The organism is Halobacillus mangrovi (genome assembly GCF_002097535.1).
Lineage (GTDB): Bacteria > Bacillota > Bacilli > Bacillales > Halobacillaceae > Halobacillus > Halobacillus mangrovi_A.
The window spans coordinates 2,264,310-2,281,515 of sequence record NZ_CP020772.1 but is presented as its reverse complement, the minus strand read 5'-3'; the positions used below and the strand labels follow the sequence as shown (position 1 = coordinate 2,281,515).

Below are 17,206 nucleotides of genomic sequence, written 5' to 3'. Positions count from 1 at the left end.
GCTTACATTATTTTTTTGGATTTTAACAGACCAACCAGTCGGTCTTTACTCTCGAGGAGGATTTTTATGAATTTTGAATTGACAAAAGAACAAGAAATGACAAGGAAGATGGTCCGTGATTTTGCAGAGGATGTTATTCGACCGCGAGCAGTAGATATTGATGTAAATGCTGATTTTCCCGAAGATCTTTTTAATGAAATGGGCAGACTTGGACTTCTAGGCATTCCATTCCCTGAAGAATATGGAGGTTCTGGCGGAGATACGATCACTTATGCGCTTGCAGTTGAAGAAATCGGCAGGGTCTGTGGATCTACCGGATTAAGCTATGCTGCAGCTGTTTCTCTTGGCGCGAGTCCTATCTATTATTTCGGCACCGAAGAACAGAAACGAGAATTTTTAACTCCATTAGCTAGAGGAGAAGCCCTCGCTTCATTCGGACTAACAGAACCAAATGCTGGTTCGGATGCAGGAGGAACGAAGACTCGTGCCGAATTAGAAGATGACCACTATGTGATAAATGGAGAAAAATGTTGGATTACTAATGCTGAATATGCCCGCTCCATTACGGTTACAGCGGTCTCTGGAAAGCGAGATGACGGAAAGAACATTATATCTGCCTTCATTATCCCTAAAGACACCCCTGGAATGAAAATTACAAGCCCTTACGACAAAATGGGTGTTCGTGGATCAAACACATCTGAAATTATCCTTGAAGATGTAAAAGTTCCAAAAGAGAATATCCTTGGTGACCCTAGCAAAGGATTCAAACAGTTCCTTCATACGTTAGACGGTGGGCGTATTTCTATTGCGGCTCTAGCGGTTGGAATTGCTCAGGCTTCTTTGGACCGTGCTTTGGCTTATGCGAAAGAAAGAAAGCAATTCGGACAGCCGATCTCTAAATTCCAAGCGATTCAATTTAAGCTTGCAGATATGGCGATGGAAGTTGAGCTTGCGAGAAACATGGTATTAAAAGCAGCCTGGCTAAAAGATGAAGGAAAGAACTTTACGAAAGAATCGGCTTACGCTAAACTGTTCGCTTCTGAAACCGCTTTCCGATCCGCGAATCAAGCGATTCAAATCCATGGTGGATATGGATACATGAGAGAATACGAAGTCGAAAGATTTTTACGTGATGCCAAATTGCTTGAGATTGGAGAAGGTACATCTGAAATTCAGCGTATGGTCATTGCCCGTCAGCTAGGATGCTAACTATTTAAAGGAGGTACAATGATGTCCCTATTAGAGTTAACCGTTGGTGAATTATTAGAGAAGCAGGCTGAAACCTATCCTGATCATGAGGCATTTATTTATCCGGAGAAGAACTTAAGAAAGTCCTATGCAGAATTTAATGCTTTGGCTGATGAAGTGGCAAAAGGACTCATGGCTCTAGGTATCGAAAAGGGTGAGCATGTCGCCATCTGGTCTGACAACAAACCTGAATGGCTACTCTCCCAGTTTGCATCAGGCAAGATGGGAGGCATATTAGTTACTGTCAATACCAACTACCGCGCCCAGGAACTCGAATATCTGTTAAAACAGTCTGACTCTTCCACAATAATTCTTGCAGAAGAATTTAAAGGAACGTCCTATATCGATATTCTGAAAGAAATTTGCCCAGAGTTAGAGAGTTCAGAAAAAGGCGATCTTCAAAGTGAACGGCTACCATTTCTAAAAAACGTCGTTGTGTTAAGTGATAAATCGTATCCAGGATGCTATAACTGGCAGGACCTTGTTGATATGGGAATGACGATTAGTGATCAAGAATTGGATGAAAGAAAAGCCACCCTGTCCTACCGGGATGTGATTAATATGCAATATACATCCGGGACGACTGGATTTCCCAAAGGGGTTATGCTGAGTCACTATAATATCGTCAACAATGGGAACCAAGTGGCAGACTGCATGCGTCTTACAGAAGAAGATCGATTATGTATTCCTGTTCCTTTCTTTCACTGCTTCGGTTGCGTCCTTGGGACATTGGCTGCCGTATCTAAAGGATCCACAATGGTCATCCTTGAACAATTCGATCCGAAAAAAGTTCTTCAGGCGGTCAAGGAAGAACAGTGTACGGCATTACACGGGGTTCCAACTATGTTCATTGCAGAGCTAAATCATCCAGATTATGAAGAATTGAAACCAACGACTCTTCGAACAGGAATCATGGCTGGCTCCACTTGTCCGATGGAAGTGATGAAAAGTGTCATAGGAGATATGGGTGCTGAAGAAATCACGATCGCTTATGGACAAACGGAATCGTCCCCAGTCATTACGCAAACGAAAGCCGATGATCCTATTGATCTGCGTGTCAGCAGTGTCGGACAAGCTCATCCGAATGTAGAAGTGAAAATTATTGATCCTGCTACAGGTGAACAAGTAGAAGAGGGTATACCTGGTGAACTTTGTACGAGAGGGTATCTCGTTATGGAAGGCTATTACAAGAACGAAGAAGCAACAAGTGCAGCAATCGATCCGGACGGCTGGCTTCATACTGGTGACATTGCTGTTATGGATGAGAATGGATACGTAGAGATCACTGGCCGAATAAAAGACATGATCATCCGTGGCGGGGAAAACGTCTATCCTCGGGAAATCGAAGAATTTTTGTACCAGCATCCAGATGTTTTAGACGTTCAAGTCGTTGGTGTGCCTGATCAAAAGTATGGGGAAGAAATTATGGCCTGGATCATACCGAAGGAAGGGAAGAAGCTAACCGAAGAGGACGTTAGAAAATTCAGCGAAGGTAAAATATCTAAACATAAAATCCCTCGCTATATTTCATTTACAGAAGAATATCCGATGACAGCAAGTGGAAAAATTCAAAAATTCAAATTAAGAGAAGAAGCCCTTGATATGATGAACTTGAAATCCTAAGACAAGGAGTGATGAGCTTGTTTGAAAAAATATTAGTTGCCAACCGAGGGGAAATCGCCTCTCGTGTCATTCGAACATGTAAAGACATGAATATCAAAACCGTTGCTGTGTATTCAGAGGCTGATCAAAACGCCCCTTATGTGTCTCTAGCTGATGAAAGCTATTTAATCGGTAAGCCAAGAGTGAATGAATCTTACTTGAATATCGAAAAAATATTGAAAGTAGCCAAAGAATCAGGAGCACAAGCCATCCATCCTGGTTATGGACTGTTGAGTGAAAATGCAGAGTTTGCAAAAAAGACAGAGGAAGCTGGTCTGACATTCATAGGTCCTGACGCAAAAGTCATCTCTATGATGGGAGATAAAATTGCTGCACGGGCAGAAATGAAAAAAGCAGGTGTTCCGATTATCCCAGGAACTGATGAAGCTGTAGCATCTGCTGATGAGGCGAAGGACTGGGCGAACCAATTTGGTTATCCTGTCATGCTGAAGGCTGCTGCTGGCGGTGGAGGAATTGGCATGCAAGCCGTCTATAACGACGAAGAGCTGGAAAAAGCTTTTGAAGGAAATTCGAAACGAGCGCAAACTTTTTTTGGAGATGGAAAAATGTTCATTGAAAAACTGATTGTGGATCCTCGCCACATTGAGATTCAAGTGTTAGCAGACAAACAAGGAAATGCTGTTTACTTGTTTGAAAGGGAATGCTCCATTCAGCGCCGCCACCAAAAAGTGGTCGAGGAAGCCCCTTCTCCGGTATTGTCGGAGAAAACACGAGCTAAAATGGGGGAAAGCTCTTTAAAAGCCGTGCAAACACTGGGTTATTCGAATGCGGGGACGATTGAATTTATGGTGGATGATGAAGAGAACTACTATTTCCTCGAAATGAATACGAGATTGCAAGTCGAGCATCCGGTAACAGAGGAAATTACAGGCATAGATCTCGTGGAGCAGCAACTGAAAGTCGCTGCAGGAGAGTCTTTAGTAATTACTCAGGACGACTTGGAAATACAGGGACATGCGATTGAAGTTCGCATTTACGCAGAGGATCCGAACACCTTTTATCCATCGCCAGGTCAAATTACAAAGCTTGTTTTACCAGAGGGAGAAGGAATCAGGCATGAAGTCGCGGTAAAAGGGGATTCACAGGTTACACCGTTTTATGATCCTATGATTGCAAAGCTGATCGCTTATGGAGCAAATCGTGAAGAAGCTATTGAACGCCTGACAAAAGCCATCCATGAGTATGAGATCGAAGGCATTAAATCGAACCTGACCATGCTGAAGCGCGTCATCACTCATGACAATTTCAAAGCAGGAGATACGAAAACTACTTTTATCCAAAACTATTATCTACCAACATTAACGAATCATTAAGGAGGAAGAAAAGATGAATGAAGTTAAAGCATCAATGGCAGGAAGTGTATGGAAACTTGTAGCAAAACAAGGAGAAGAGGTAAGTGAGGGACAAGATATCGCTATCTTGGAATCAATGAAAATGGAAATTCCAATCCCATCTGAATCCTCAGGTACCGTCAAAGAATTGAAAGTGGAAGAGGGAGACTTCGTCAACGAAGGCGATGTTATTGCCATCATTGAATAACTAGGAGCGGATTAGATGCTTGAATTACCGAATCACGTCACGATCAAAGAAGTGGGGCCACGGGACGGTCTTCAAAATGAGCATAAGGAAGTGCCGACAGAGGACAAAATTGCTTGGATCAATCAGCTTTCAGAAGCAGGGTATAAATATATCGAATTCAGTTCCTTCGTTCACCCAAAATGGATCCCTCAGCTGAAAGACGCAAAAGAGGTCGCTGCTTCGATTGAACGTAAACCTGGTGTCACTTACGCTGCACTGGTCCCTAACATGAAAGGGCTTGAAGGGGCGTTGGAAACAAATGTGGATGAGGTATCCGTATTCATGTCTGCAAGTGATACACACAACAAAAAGAATATTAATAAGACGATTGAAGAGACTTATCCTGTTCTCCGAGAAGTTGTGACAGAAGCGAAGCAGGCGGGAAAGACCGTTCGAGGGTACCTATCGACCGTGTTTGGCTGTCCGTATGAAGGAAATATTCCAGTTGAGCAAGTGATTAAAGTGAGCAGGAAGCTGCTTGATATGGGTATCGATGAGCTATCGTTAGGAGACACGATCGGAATTGCAAACCCAAAACAAGTAGATGCCGTGCTTGCTCAGTTGAAAAAGCAATTGTCGTTTGATGAGATTGCGATGCACTTTCATAACACGAGAGGAATGGCTCTAGCGAACGTTCTTGTCTCTTTGGAGCATGGCATCACAACATTCGATGGTTCTCTTGGTGGTCTTGGAGGGTGCCCATACGCAAAAGGAGCTTCCGGGAACCTTGCAACCGATGATCTTGTGCATATGCTCCATGAGATGAAGATAGAAACAGGACTGGATGAAAGAAAGCTAGAAGAAGCAGCCATTTTTGTTCAGTCGAAGCTGGATAAGGCTCTACCCAGCCATCACATGCAAGTGTTGAATAAAGGAGGGGGCGTGTCCAATGGGTGAACTTGTCAAGTTAGAAGAAGTCGAAGATCATGTTCTGCTGATGACCCTGAACCGGCCAGAAGCTGCAAACGCTTTGTCTAAAGCTATGCTTGAAGAGATTGCACGAACGGCTAAGGAAATAGAAAACCGTCCGGATATCCGCGCCGTTATGGTTACGGGAAGTGGAAACAAAGCCTTTTGTGCAGGTGCGGATTTAAAAGAAAGAGCAGGTATGTCAGATGACGAAGTGATTAAAACAGTGGAAAATATCGGTAATACTATTCGGCTGATCGAACAAATTCAAGTTCCAACAATTGCTGTAATTAATGGTGTTGCATTTGGAGGAGGACTAGAGCTTGCACTTGCCTGTGATTTAAGAATCATGAGTACGTCAACCAAAGTCGGCTTAACGGAAACCTCCTTGGCCATTATTCCAGGAGCCGGCGGCACCCAGAGACTTACCAGGCTTATTGGTTTAGGAAAAGCAAAAGCGATGATCTACTCGGCAAGGCCGGTGGAAGCTGAACGTGCTTTATCAATTGGTCTTGTTGAGTACATTCACGAACCTCAGTTCTTACTTCAAGAATCCAAAGACTTTGCTTGTGCGATTGGAAGAAATGGTCCAATTGCATTAAGGCAAGCGAAAAAAGCGATCAATTATGGAATCGAAACTGATTTAACAACGGGGCTTGAGTTTGAACGTCTTTGCTATCAAAAAACGATTCCGACTCATGATCGTACAGAAGGCTTACAGGCATTCAAAGAAAAACGTAAACCCGTGTATAAAGGGGAATAGAGGTGGAAAAAACGATGACTATTAATCAAACGTTAGAAGAAAAAGCTAAAAAAATTGCTTCAGGCGGTGCCGAAAAATATCATGCAAAAAACGCTGAGAAAGGCAAACTTTTCGTCCGTGAACGGTTAGAATTGCTCTTTGATGAGGATTTGGATATTGAAGATGCTTTTTTTGCCAACTGTCAAGATGAAAAGCTTCCCGCGGACGGAGTTGTAACCGGTATTGGCAAGATCAATGGAGAACAAGTCTGTGTCATGGCGAATGACTCTACCGTAAAAGCAGGCTCATGGGGCGCACGTACTGTTGAAAAGATTATACGAATCCAGGAAACAGCGATGAAACTCAATTTACCTATGCTTTATTTAGTAGACTCTGCTGGTGCGAGAATTACAGATCAAGTAGAAATGTTTCCAAATCGCCGCGGTGCCGGGAGGATCTTTCATAATCAAATTAAACTGTCAGGGCGAGTACCTCAAGTTTGTCTTTTATTCGGCCCATCAGCAGCCGGAGGCGCCTACATACCAGCCTTTTGTGACATTGTAGTGATGGTTGACGGCAACGCTTCCATGTACTTAGGTTCACCACGAATGGCAGAAAAAGTTATTGGAGAGAAAGTGACGTTGGAAGAAATGGGCGGAGCGAATATGCACTGTTCTGTCTCTGGATGCGGGGATGTCCTTGCAAAAGATGAAAGAGAAGCCATTGAATTTGCAAGAAACTACCTCAGTTATTTTCCGCAAAACTATAGCGGACTACCGAAACGGAAGGAGACTTTAGTTCCTGCTGATTTTGACAAATCTATTGAAGAGCTTATTCCTAAAAACCAAAATGCTCCTTTTGATATGTATCAATTGATTGATCGATTAATTGATGATGGCTCATTCTGTGAGATTAAGAAAAAATTCGCTCCGGAGCTAATTACGGGGTTATCTCGAATTGACGGTCGTTCGGTAGGAATCATTGCCAATCAGCCGCGAGCGAAAGGCGGAGTATTGTTTCCTGATTCGGCAGATAAATCCGCAAAGTTCATACAGTTGTGTGACGCCTTCAATATTCCATTATTATTCCTGATGGACATCCCAGGCTTTATGATCGGGACAAAAGTAGAGCGCGCAGGAATCATTCGCCACGGGGCCAAAATGCTTTCTGCAATGAGCGAAGCGACGGTGCCTAAAATTTCTGTAGTAGTCAGGAAAGCATACGGGGCAGGCCTCTATGCGATGGCAGGTCCGGCATTTGAGCCTGACGCTTGTCTTGCCCTTCCTACCGCTCAGATCGCTGTAATGGGTCCTGAGGCTGCTGTGAACGCGGTCTATGCCAATAAGATTGCTGATCTTCCAGAAGAGGAACGCCCGGCATTTATTAAAGCAAAACATGAAGAATATAAGGAAAACATTGATATTTATAGGCTCGCCTCGGAGATGGTGGTCGATGACATCGTACAGCCAGATCGACTGCGGGATGAACTGGCGAAACGTTACGAAGCATATGAAAACAAAGGGGTTCAATTTACAGAAAGAAAGCACGGAGTTTATCCTGTATAAATTGTAAAAAGCCTTTGGAGTTAGACTCCGAAGGCTTTTTTGTGTGCAAAAGAACTCCCTGTAATAAGGGAGCTCTTTGATTTATTTTCTGATATGAACGGTTTTACCGATTTCTTGAATTTGATTGACGGCATCTGGGTTCTCAAGAGCACTCAGATCTCCTGACTCTTTATTAAGATAAGCGGATTTTATTGCTCGGCGCATGACCTTGGCGTTTCGTGTTTTAGGAAGATCGTCAACGACAAATACTTTCTTAGGAGCTAAAGCTTTTCCAAGCTTTTGATCTAAGTGCAGCTTGATTTCATCAATTAATTCCTCTGTGTTCGATGCTTTCGGGGATAGCACGACGAAGGCAACAGGTTCTTCCCCTTTTATCTCGTGAGGAATGCCTATGACCCCCGCTTCTATGATAGAATAATGCTCAACGAGCACAGACTCCACTTCAGCAGGGCCGAGCCTTTTTCCGGCAACGTTCAATACATCATCGGAACGCCCTGTAATCGTGTAATAGCCCTCGCCATCTAAAATGACCCAGTCACCGTGAACCCACGTATCTTTGAATCGGTTCCAGTACGTATTTTCATAGCGTTCATTTTCTTCATAAAACCCATGTGTCATTCCGACCCAAGGTTTTCGTATAACGAGCTCACCGACCTCATTGGATAACGATTGGCCGTCTTCATCATAGACTCCCACGTCCATCCCTGGCAGTGCTGCATTGAATGTGACCGGTTGTATCGGTTTAACGAGAACATTGCCTAAAATGCCTCCTGAAATTTCAGTGCCTCCGGAATAATTGAAGATAGGGACTTTTGAGTTTCCAGCGTGTTTAAACAGCCAGTGCCATGGTTCAGGGTTCCAGGGCTCACCCGTAGACCCGATCAATTTTAATGAACGTAAATCATGCTGTTTGATCCATTCTTCTCCGTGCTTCATCATGGAACGGACAAGGGTAGGAGATATTCCTAAATGGGTAACCTTATACCGTTCAACAAGTTCCCATAAACGATTGGGTTTTGGGTAATCGGGAGTGCCCTCGAACATGACGATGGAAGATCCATTTAGCAGGCCACCGTAAACAAGGAACGGCCCCATCATCCATCCCATATCCGTATACCAGAAAAGAGTGTCTTTTTTTGTTACATCCATACATACGCCCGCATCGAATGCGGCTTTGATCGGAAAACCAGCATGCGTGTGGACGGCTCCTTTCGGTCTTCCAGTCGTCCCAGAAGTGTAAATCAGCATAAAAGGGTCATCCGCTTTTTTAACTTCAGCTTTGTAACCGGTTTCATTTTTTCGTAAGTTTGACCACTCAATATCACGGTATTCGTTCCATTCAACTTCACAGCCGGCACGCTCAACGACGATTACGTGTTCGAGCGATGGACATTGATCCGCTGCCATATCTGCTTCATCTTTCATCGGAATCGTTTTACCGCGGCGGAAAAAGCCGTCAGCGGTTATGAGGGCTTTTGCCTTCGAAGCCTGTATTCTTGTGGCCACAGCATTTGCTTTATAACCTGAAAAAGCAGGAGAGAAAATGGCGCCAACCTTTGATATCGCTAGCATGGCAATCAAAGTTTCAGGAATCATCGGCATATAGAGGGTTACGACATCTCCGTTTGAAATCCCAAGATTGTCTAACCCATTTGCCACAGCATTTACTTCTTTATGCAGTTCTTTATAAGTGAACGTGATACGATCTTCGTTGTCGCCCTCCCAATACAGGGCCACGGAGTCCTTTTTATCTTCATTATTCGCCCATTTATCGAGAGCATTGTGCACAACGTTGATTTCGCCTCCGACGAACCAGTTTGGATATGCAATGCCTTTTGAGAGATCTAAGGTTTCTTCGTATGGGGTGTACCATTCAATACCTAACTCTTTTACTGCTTCATCCCAGAACCAATCAATGTCTTCAATCGATTTTTTATGAAAATCATCGTAATTTTGATATCCCTGTTTATCCATCCACTGGTAAAGTCTCGTTTCTTTTACTTGTTTCTCTGAAGGTGTCCACGCACTTTCGTATGTAGCCATTTAAACTTCCTCCTTCTTAAGCAAAAATTCAGAAATATCCCAATTTAATTATACCTTAATCATGCTAGACAATGAATGATTGTACAAATTTCACATAAATGAAATCTTAATATAAAAACATATTTATTCGAAAAATGTTGAAAATAGGTGAAACTTTTTTAGGTTGTAATCGATATGTAATATACATCCCATTTTTTACATAAGGATTCGGAAAAAATGGAAGATCAATTTTAGAAGGAGATGAAGAACTAATATGCTAGAAGGAGCACTATTTTTAGTCATTTTGGGAATTATCGGAGCCGTTGTGCTCGTTGGGGGAATTGTCACATTCGTCATTTTCCGTCTTCGCTACAAAACAGCGAGTTCAAATGAAGCACTCATTGTAACAGGACCGAAACTTGGAGATCCGGAAAAAGAAAAGAATGTATTCGAAGATGATAACGGTAGGTCTGTAAAAATCATACGGGGCGGAGGCTATCGCCTGCGTATGTTTCAAACAGCTACACCTATTGATCTGACCTCATTCCAGCTGCAGGTCAATTCTGAGAAAGCGTACACGAAAGAAGGCATCCCGGTACGCGTCGCAAGTACCGCTGTAATCAGCATCGGCAGTGAACTTGAGATCATGGCTAATTTTGCCGAAAAGTTCCTTGGGAAAAAGCAAAAAGAACGTGAATCTGAGCTGAAGGATGTATTAAACGGTCATTTACGTTCCATTATCGCATCTCTACCTATTGAAAAAATTTACAACGATTTTAAAGAAGTCAACACGCAAGTCAAAAAAATCGCAGAGTCCGATTTAAAAGGAATGGGCTTTGAAATTACTTCATTTGCCTTAAACGACGTGGAAGACGTAGATGTGGAAAATGGCTATATCGATGCACTAGGTCGTCCCCATATTGCTGAAGTGCAGAAAAAAGCAAATATGGCAGAGTCTGATGCAACGAAAGAAACACGGATCTATCAGGCGAAAAACGATCAGGAAGCTCAGGACGAAGAAAACCGCCGATTGACTGCGGTTGCTGAATCCCGGAAAAATAAAGACATTAAAGAAGCGGAATTCCAAAAAGATACGAACAGAGCTAAAGCAAATGCCGATCAGGCCGGAGAGCTTGAACGTCAAAAACTGGCCCAGCAGATCAAAGAAGAAGAGCTTAAAGTCCAATACATTGAAAAGCAGCGAGCGGTTGAACTAGAAGAAGAAGAAAACAAACGCCGCCGTTCCATTGCTGATGCTGAAGCTTATGAGGTGACGAAACGTGCGCAGGCAGAAGCAGATAATGAGCGGATCAAGGGTGAATCCGAAGCAGAAGTTATTCGCCAGCGCGGTATTGCTGAAGCAGAATCTAAAGAACGTATGGCAAAAGCGATGGAACATTATGGAGAAGCAGCGATTATGGAAATGCTGATCAGTGTGCTTCCTGAATACGCAGAAAAAGTTTCTGCTCCATTATCACAAATTAAAGACATGAAAGTGATTGATATGGGAGGATCAAACTCTCAAGGAGGATCAGCTAAAGTTGCAAACAGTGTGACTTCGACGATGCTTGGAATTCAGGAATCATTGAAAGAAACGACAGGTATGGATTTAAAGGCCATGCTCGAAAGTTACGTCTCTCGCGGAAACGTAAGTAATTTTGACACGAGTAAAGATCCTGCTTATGAGCAGGTATCTGCGACAAAGGAAGACATGGATAACCATTTATCTGAAGATGATGACCATTCATCTAAACAAGAGGGTCGAGACGAAGAAGTTTCTAACTTATCCGATAATAATGCGTAACAGTCCATCAAGGTGCAGCCATTTAACTAGGCTGCACCTCTTAATTTCTCTTTACCGTATCGTAACGCGAAGGTTAACCTGATTAATTTAAGGTTGACAAAACTGCCAGTATTCTTCTACTCTTAATCTAGCATCAAGAGAATAGGAGATGGAAACATGTCATTAAAAACGATGGTTTATGCTTCATTATTTGCAGCAATTGTAGGAGCACTCGGCTTATTACCTCCCATTGCTTTACCTTTCAACCCGGTACCAATTACCGCACAAACTTTAGGAGTAATGCTTGCTGGTGCGCTACTTGGTGCCCGACGAGGAGCGTTGAGTATACTTGTGTTTATTTTACTCGTTGCGATTGGTGTACCATTATTATCAGGAGGACGTGGAGGCATTGGAGTGTTCTTTGGTCCTTCAGGAGGGTACATTTTAAGTTGGCCGATTGCAGCTTTCGTTATCGGACTAATAGTGGAAACCTTTTATCATCGTCTACATATTAGTTGGTTGATTTTAGCAAATGTAGTCGGAGGAATTGTTGTGGTTTACGCTTGTGGAATCACCTATTTATCACTAATCACAAACACCCCATGGACGAAAGCGGCGTTTAGTGCTCTTGCTTTTATCCCAGGAGATTTCGTTAAGGTCGTTGCTGCAGCGTTTATCGCAAAACAAGTTCATCGAGCGTATCCCCTAATTGAAAAGGAGCGGACGGAAAAACCCAAGCAGGCAGCGTAACCAAAAAGACAGGCCATCCATAAGTGGCTTGTCTTTTCTTTTTACTGTATGGAAAGGTGGAGAATATCAATGATTGGAGATTTGCCTCAGACGTTAAAAAATAAAGAAGCTATTATTTGCGGCGGAGAAAAAGTGACGTATGCAGAGCTAATTGAAAACCAAAAGCACCTCGAAGATCGACTTAAATATATGTTAAAAGATGTTAAAAAGAAAAAGATTGCTTTCATAATGGAGAATGGAATCGATTTTATTCAATTCTTTTTAGCTGTTTGTCATGCGGGCGGGATAGCTGTCCCCCTGGACCCAAAATGGAAAGAAGAGCAATATAAAACCGTTCTTCTCGATGCTGAACCGGATCTTGTCATCGTTCATGATGAATTCAAACAGAAGATTCCAGAGTCAGCATCAGTGAACCTACATACGTGGAAGCAATTGTTTAGTGATGACGCTCTGCCTCGTCACGGTAACCCTTCATCAGCATCTCCAGAACGCGACGATCTATTTTATCTCGGCTATACCTCAGGTACAACAGGGCGTCCTAAAGGTTTTATGAGAAATCATCAGTCCTGGTCAGAGTGTTTTCCTTATTGTAGTGAGATTTTTCAATTAAAAAGGGAAGATCATATTTTATCACCAGGGGCGCTCGTCCACTCTCATTTTTTATTTGCTGCGATGCATGCTCTTCACACAGGGGCAACGTTATATTTATGTGAGTCGTTTGATACAGAAGAAGTGTTTGATATTATTGAACGTTTTCCGGTTAGTGTCATGTATATTGTTCCTACGATGTTTGAATCATTGTTTGCCAATAAACAGGAAGAATTTTATAGGATGAATAGGATTTTATCTTCAGGAGCCAAATGGGATAAAACTTCTAAAAATAAGGTCCGTTCGCTATTTCCTAATGCAGACATCCTTGAGTTTTACGGAGCTTCAGAACTGAGTTTTGTGAGTTATCTTCTGGATAGTGACCATAAAGCGAAGGGACATACCATTGGTCGCCCTTTCCCGAAAGTTCAAGCAAAAATAATTAAAGAGGACGGATCTGAGGCGAGTCAAGGAGAAGTCGGTCTTTTGAGTGTCAAAAGTCCCTGGGTGTTCAAGGGCTATTTAAATCTTCCAGAAGAAAGTAGAAAAGTGATTCACAACGGGTGGGCAACTGTTGGAGACTTAGCATTTATGGATGAGGACGGATACTACACGATTGTTGGCCGAAAACACAATATGATTATTAGCGGTGGACTGAATATCTATCCGGAAGAAGTCGAAAATGTCATCGTTCATCTATCTGAAATTAAAGAAGCTGTGGTGATTGGTCTGCCAGATTTTTATTGGGGTGAAAAAGTGATAGCTGTTGTATCGTTAAAAGAAGGATCAACATTAAATGAGGGCCAAGTGTTCAACTATTGTAAAGCGTTTCTGCCTAATTATAAGTGTCCGAAACAGTTAGTAGTCGTCGAGGAGTTCCCTTACACAAGCAGCGGAAAAATTGGCAGAAGTGAATTAAAAGATAAGTTAATCTACGTTCATTCGAAAGAAAGGATGAAGACTTATGAGTGAACCCGTTATTATTACCGCTAGAAGGACAGCTATAGGAAAAGTGGGCGGGATGTTCAGTCATGTTCCTTCTGAACAGTTAGTAAGTCCCCTCATACAAAATATCCTCGAGGAAACCTCCCTCAATCCGAGTGAGGTCGATGATGTTATTTTGGGAAATGCTACCGGTCCAGGAGGAAACCTTGCCCGCTTATGTGCACTCGAAGCGGATCTTCCTTTTTCGGTACCTGGAGTCACCATAGACCGCCAATGTGGTTCAGGTTTAGAGGCCATTCAAATGGCTGCTCGCTTCGTTCAGGCAGGAGCAGGAGAAGTTTATTTAGCAGGTGGAGTAGAAAGCTCAAGCACGGCACCTTGGAAGATAGAAAAACCCGCGAATTTATACCACCCTGCCGGACCTTCCATTTATACGAAGGCACGCTTTTCACCTGGAAAGATTGGCGACCCTGGTATGGGGGAAGCAGCTGAGAATGTAGCTGAACGCTATGGCATTTCCAGAAAAGATCAGGATGAATATGCCTTTTACAGTCACCAAAAAGCAACTGAAGCTATAGAGAATGGACGATTTAAAGAGGAAATTGTCCCTGTTCAGGGAATTGTGCAGGATGAGTGTGTTCGATGGAACACTTCAGTAGAGAAACTTGCAGAGCTTTCCCCTGTTTTTAAAGAGCAGGGAACCGTAACAGCAGGTAACGCTTGTCCGATTAATGATGGAGCGGCTCTCGTTTTAATAATGTCAAAAGAGAAAGCTAACGCCCTCGATGTAGAACCTGGTTTAACATTCAGAGATTCAGTTTGTTGTGGTGTCGATCCTCATTATCTCGGTATAGGACCGATTCCTGCTGTTACTCGTCTATTAGGAAAACAAGATCTTAAGGTGGATGACATTGATGCCGTAGAATTCAATGAGGCATTTGCTTCTCAAGTCCTTGCGTCTATTCGTAATCTATCCATCCCAGCTGAGAAAGTCAATCGAGGCGGTGGAGCCATCGCTTTAGGTCATCCTTATGGAGCATCGGGAGCTATTCTTGTTTCAAGGTTATTTCATGAGATGAAATCAGGAGATTTAAAACGTGGATTAGCAACGCTGGGAATAGGTGGAGGCATGGGGTTAGCTGCATTATTCGAATCTGGTTAAGGAGAGGATAGAATGGAAACTCTTAACAATGAGGTCGTCATAATTACTGGCTCTACAAGAGGAATTGGAAAAAGTATCGCTTTGTCTTTAGCCGCTTTTGGAGCGGCTGTCGTTATAAATGGAAGAGAGGCAGAGGCTGTTCACCATGTTGTTGAAGAAGTGCGCTCTTACGGAGGAAAGGCCATCGGTGTTCCAGGATCTGTGACGGATGAGGAAACCGGAGAGAAACTCGTAGATTCTGCCATTAAGGAATTCGGAAGAGTTACGGGCTTAATTAATAACGCTGGCAATGTAAAGGACAAGATCTCTTACCGCATGAATTTTGATGAATTTAAGGAGGTTATCGATGTCCATATCAATGGAGCATTTTCTTGTACACTTCCTTTTATTAGAACCATTCGTGAACGTGAACCCACACAGCAATCGGTGATTATCAACATGACTTCATCTTCAGGTTTAACAGGAAATATAGGACAGGTGAATTACAGTACAGCAAAGGCTGGTCTCATAGGGATGACCCGCACACTTGCTAAGGAAATGAGCAAGTATAGAGTAGGTGTATATGCCGTTGCTCCTGCTGCCTTAACAGATATGACCCGTCCTCACATAGAAAAGGCTCAAAAACTAGCTTCAACAAAAGGAGAAGACCTACCTGATTATTGGAAAGTTGGATCGGCAGAACAAGTAGCCGAATTTATTGCGGAAATATTTTATGCACCCGATCAGTTTCAAAGTGGAGAGGTTTATGGAGTTAATGGGGAGCAGAGAAGTTATTGGACGGCATCAGAACAAAGATCAATTGATTTTCATTCAAATGATTAATGTTTTAAAGCTTAATTAAAAGATAAAAACTGGAAATTATAAACGAATCATAGTGCCTTGTAAAGTACTTTAACAATTAATTTATTGTTTCAATAACAATTTAATGGTAAAGTCAAAAACGAAAGAGTTTCCCGAATTTTGTAGAATACACAGATAATAGAGGGCATAAAGATATCATTACCATGGTTATCGTAAACAATGTTATTCTATATAGGGAATATGATTATGCTAGATGTAACTAGGAGGTAGATTATGAGAATTATTGTAGCAGGGGGAGATGGTTTTTGCGGTTGGCCGACTGCACTATACCTATCCAAGCAAGGACATGATGTAACCATCGTAGATAATTTAGCACGCCGAAAGATTGACGACGAGCTTCATTCCAATTCTGTAACACCGATCGCTTCACTTGAAGATCGTGTAGCTAAGTGGAAAGAAGTGAGTGGAAAAGAAATTAAAACATTCATTGGAGACTTGAATCATTATGATTTCCTAAGCGAAGTATTCCGTCAAGTAGAGCCGCAAGCGTTTGTTCACTTTGCTGAGCAGCGTTCAGCTCCATATTCTATGATTGATCGTGAACACGCTGTATATACTCAAACCAATAACGTAATGGGTAATTTAAACGTACTATACGCTATTAAAGAATTCGCACCTGAATGTCACCTAATTAAATTAGGTACAATGGGCGAATATGGTACACCAAATATTGATATTGAAGAAGGCTATATTGAAATTGAACATAAAGGCCGTAAAGATGTTCTTCCTTATCCAAAACAACCGGGTTCTTTCTATCACCTTTCTAAAGTGCATGACAGTCATAACATCATGTTCGCTTGTAAGATCTGGGGAATCCGTGCAACAGATTTAAACCAAGGTATCGTATATGGCCTACATACCGAAGAAACAAAATTAGACCCAGTTCTCGCAAACCGTGTGGACTATGATGGAGTATTCGGTACAGCTCTAAACCGTTTCATCAATCAGGCTGCGATTGGACATAATATTACTGTATATGGAAGCGGTGGACAAACGCGTGCGTTCTTGAACATTGAAGATACGGTTCGATGTGTAGAGATCGCTGCTGAAAACCCTGCAGATAAAGGGGAATTCCGTGTATTCAACCAATTCACTGAATGGTTCTCCGTACAGGAACTTGCCGAACGAGTGCAAAAAGTTGCTAAAGAAGAAGGATTAGAAACGCAAGTGAAGCAAATTGAAAACCCTCGTATCGAGAACGAAGACCACTACTATAATGCAGTAAACACGAAACTACGTGACCTGGGCCTCGAGCCACACTTACTGACGGACGATGTGATCCGCGATATTCTGCGTACAGCACTTGAACATAAAGACCGCATTATCGTAGAAAACGTACTGCCGTCAATTACTTGGAAGTAAGGAGTTTT

14 protein-coding genes are annotated in these 17,206 nt (G+C 42.5%); 13 read left to right on the top strand and 1 reads right to left on the bottom strand.

All coding sequences use genetic code 11. The annotated features are described in order from the left end of the window. Window positions 1-66 precede the first annotated feature (66 nt). From HM131_RS11180 to HM131_RS11150, 7 genes are read left to right on the top strand one after another with little or no spacing between them, the layout of a single operon-like run. Window positions 67-1,209, top strand: a complete 1,143-nt coding sequence (locus HM131_RS11180) for an acyl-CoA dehydrogenase (protein WP_085029838.1) — start codon at window positions 67-69, stop codon at window positions 1,207-1,209. 21 nt (window positions 1,210-1,230) lie between these two features. Continuing rightward, window positions 1,231-2,871, top strand: coding sequence for an AMP-binding protein (locus HM131_RS11175; RefSeq protein ID WP_085029837.1), 1,641 nt, complete (start codon window positions 1,231-1,233; stop codon window positions 2,869-2,871). Window positions 2,872-2,888: 17 nt separating this feature from the next. After that, on the top strand, window positions 2,889-4,244 hold the full coding sequence (locus HM131_RS11170) for an acetyl-CoA carboxylase biotin carboxylase subunit (protein ID WP_085029836.1): 1,356 nt from the start codon (window positions 2,889-2,891) through the stop codon (window positions 4,242-4,244). 13 nt (window positions 4,245-4,257) lie between these two features. Beyond that, complete coding sequence (locus HM131_RS11165) at window positions 4,258-4,470, top strand: acetyl-CoA carboxylase biotin carboxyl carrier protein subunit (RefSeq protein WP_085029835.1); 213 nt, start codon at window positions 4,258-4,260, stop codon at window positions 4,468-4,470. A 15-nt stretch (window positions 4,471-4,485) separates the two neighbouring features. Then, entirely contained in the window at window positions 4,486-5,406 is a 921-nt protein-coding gene (locus HM131_RS11160) for a hydroxymethylglutaryl-CoA lyase (RefSeq protein ID WP_085029834.1), read from the top strand. Continuing rightward, window positions 5,399-6,181, top strand: coding sequence for an enoyl-CoA hydratase (locus HM131_RS11155; RefSeq protein ID WP_085029833.1), 783 nt, complete (start codon window positions 5,399-5,401; stop codon window positions 6,179-6,181). Before HM131_RS11160 ends, HM131_RS11155 begins: the two co-directional genes overlap by 8 nt. 14 nt (window positions 6,182-6,195) lie before the next feature. Then, window positions 6,196-7,725, top strand: coding sequence for an acyl-CoA carboxylase subunit beta (locus HM131_RS11150; RefSeq protein ID WP_085031948.1), 1,530 nt, complete (start codon window positions 6,196-6,198; stop codon window positions 7,723-7,725). A gap of 81 nt (window positions 7,726-7,806) precedes the next feature. Here the strand turns inward: HM131_RS11150 and HM131_RS11145 are convergent, their stop codons facing one another. After that, complete coding sequence (locus tag HM131_RS11145) at window positions 7,807-9,768, bottom strand: AMP-binding protein (RefSeq protein ID WP_085029832.1); 1,962 nt, start codon at window positions 9,766-9,768, stop codon at window positions 7,807-7,809. A 253-nt stretch (window positions 9,769-10,021) separates the two neighbouring features. Between HM131_RS11145 and HM131_RS11140 the strand changes: the two genes are divergently transcribed. The 6 genes from HM131_RS11140 (at window position 10,022) to HM131_RS11115 (ending at window position 17,198) form a co-directional block, all read left to right on the top strand. Further along, window positions 10,022-11,551 carry a flotillin family protein gene (locus tag HM131_RS11140; protein WP_085029831.1) on the top strand — a complete coding sequence of 510 codons (1,530 nt, stop codon included), beginning with the start codon at window positions 10,022-10,024 and terminating at the stop codon, window positions 11,549-11,551. Window positions 11,552-11,707: 156 nt separating this feature from the next. Then, complete coding sequence (locus tag HM131_RS11135; RefSeq protein WP_085029830.1) at window positions 11,708-12,280, top strand: biotin transporter BioY; 573 nt, start codon at window positions 11,708-11,710, stop codon at window positions 12,278-12,280. A 69-nt stretch (window positions 12,281-12,349) separates the two neighbouring features. Next, window positions 12,350-13,840 carry an AMP-binding protein gene (locus tag HM131_RS11130; RefSeq protein WP_198162617.1) on the top strand — a complete coding sequence of 497 codons (1,491 nt, stop codon included), beginning with the start codon at window positions 12,350-12,352 and terminating at the stop codon, window positions 13,838-13,840. After that, a complete protein-coding gene (locus HM131_RS11125; protein ID WP_085029828.1) occupies window positions 13,833-14,975 on the top strand; it encodes a thiolase family protein in 1,143 nt (380 codons plus the stop codon). Before HM131_RS11130 ends, HM131_RS11125 begins: the two co-directional genes overlap by 8 nt. A 12-nt stretch (window positions 14,976-14,987) precedes the next feature. After that, window positions 14,988-15,797: an SDR family NAD(P)-dependent oxidoreductase gene (locus HM131_RS11120; protein WP_085029827.1), complete on the top strand. Its 810-nt coding sequence runs from the start codon at window positions 14,988-14,990 to the stop codon at window positions 15,795-15,797. Window positions 15,798-16,049: 252 nt separating this feature from the next. After that, window positions 16,050-17,198 carry an NAD-dependent epimerase/dehydratase family protein gene (locus HM131_RS11115; RefSeq protein ID WP_085029826.1) on the top strand — a complete coding sequence of 383 codons (1,149 nt, stop codon included), beginning with the start codon at window positions 16,050-16,052 and terminating at the stop codon, window positions 17,196-17,198. Window positions 17,199-17,206: the final 8 nt, after the last annotated feature.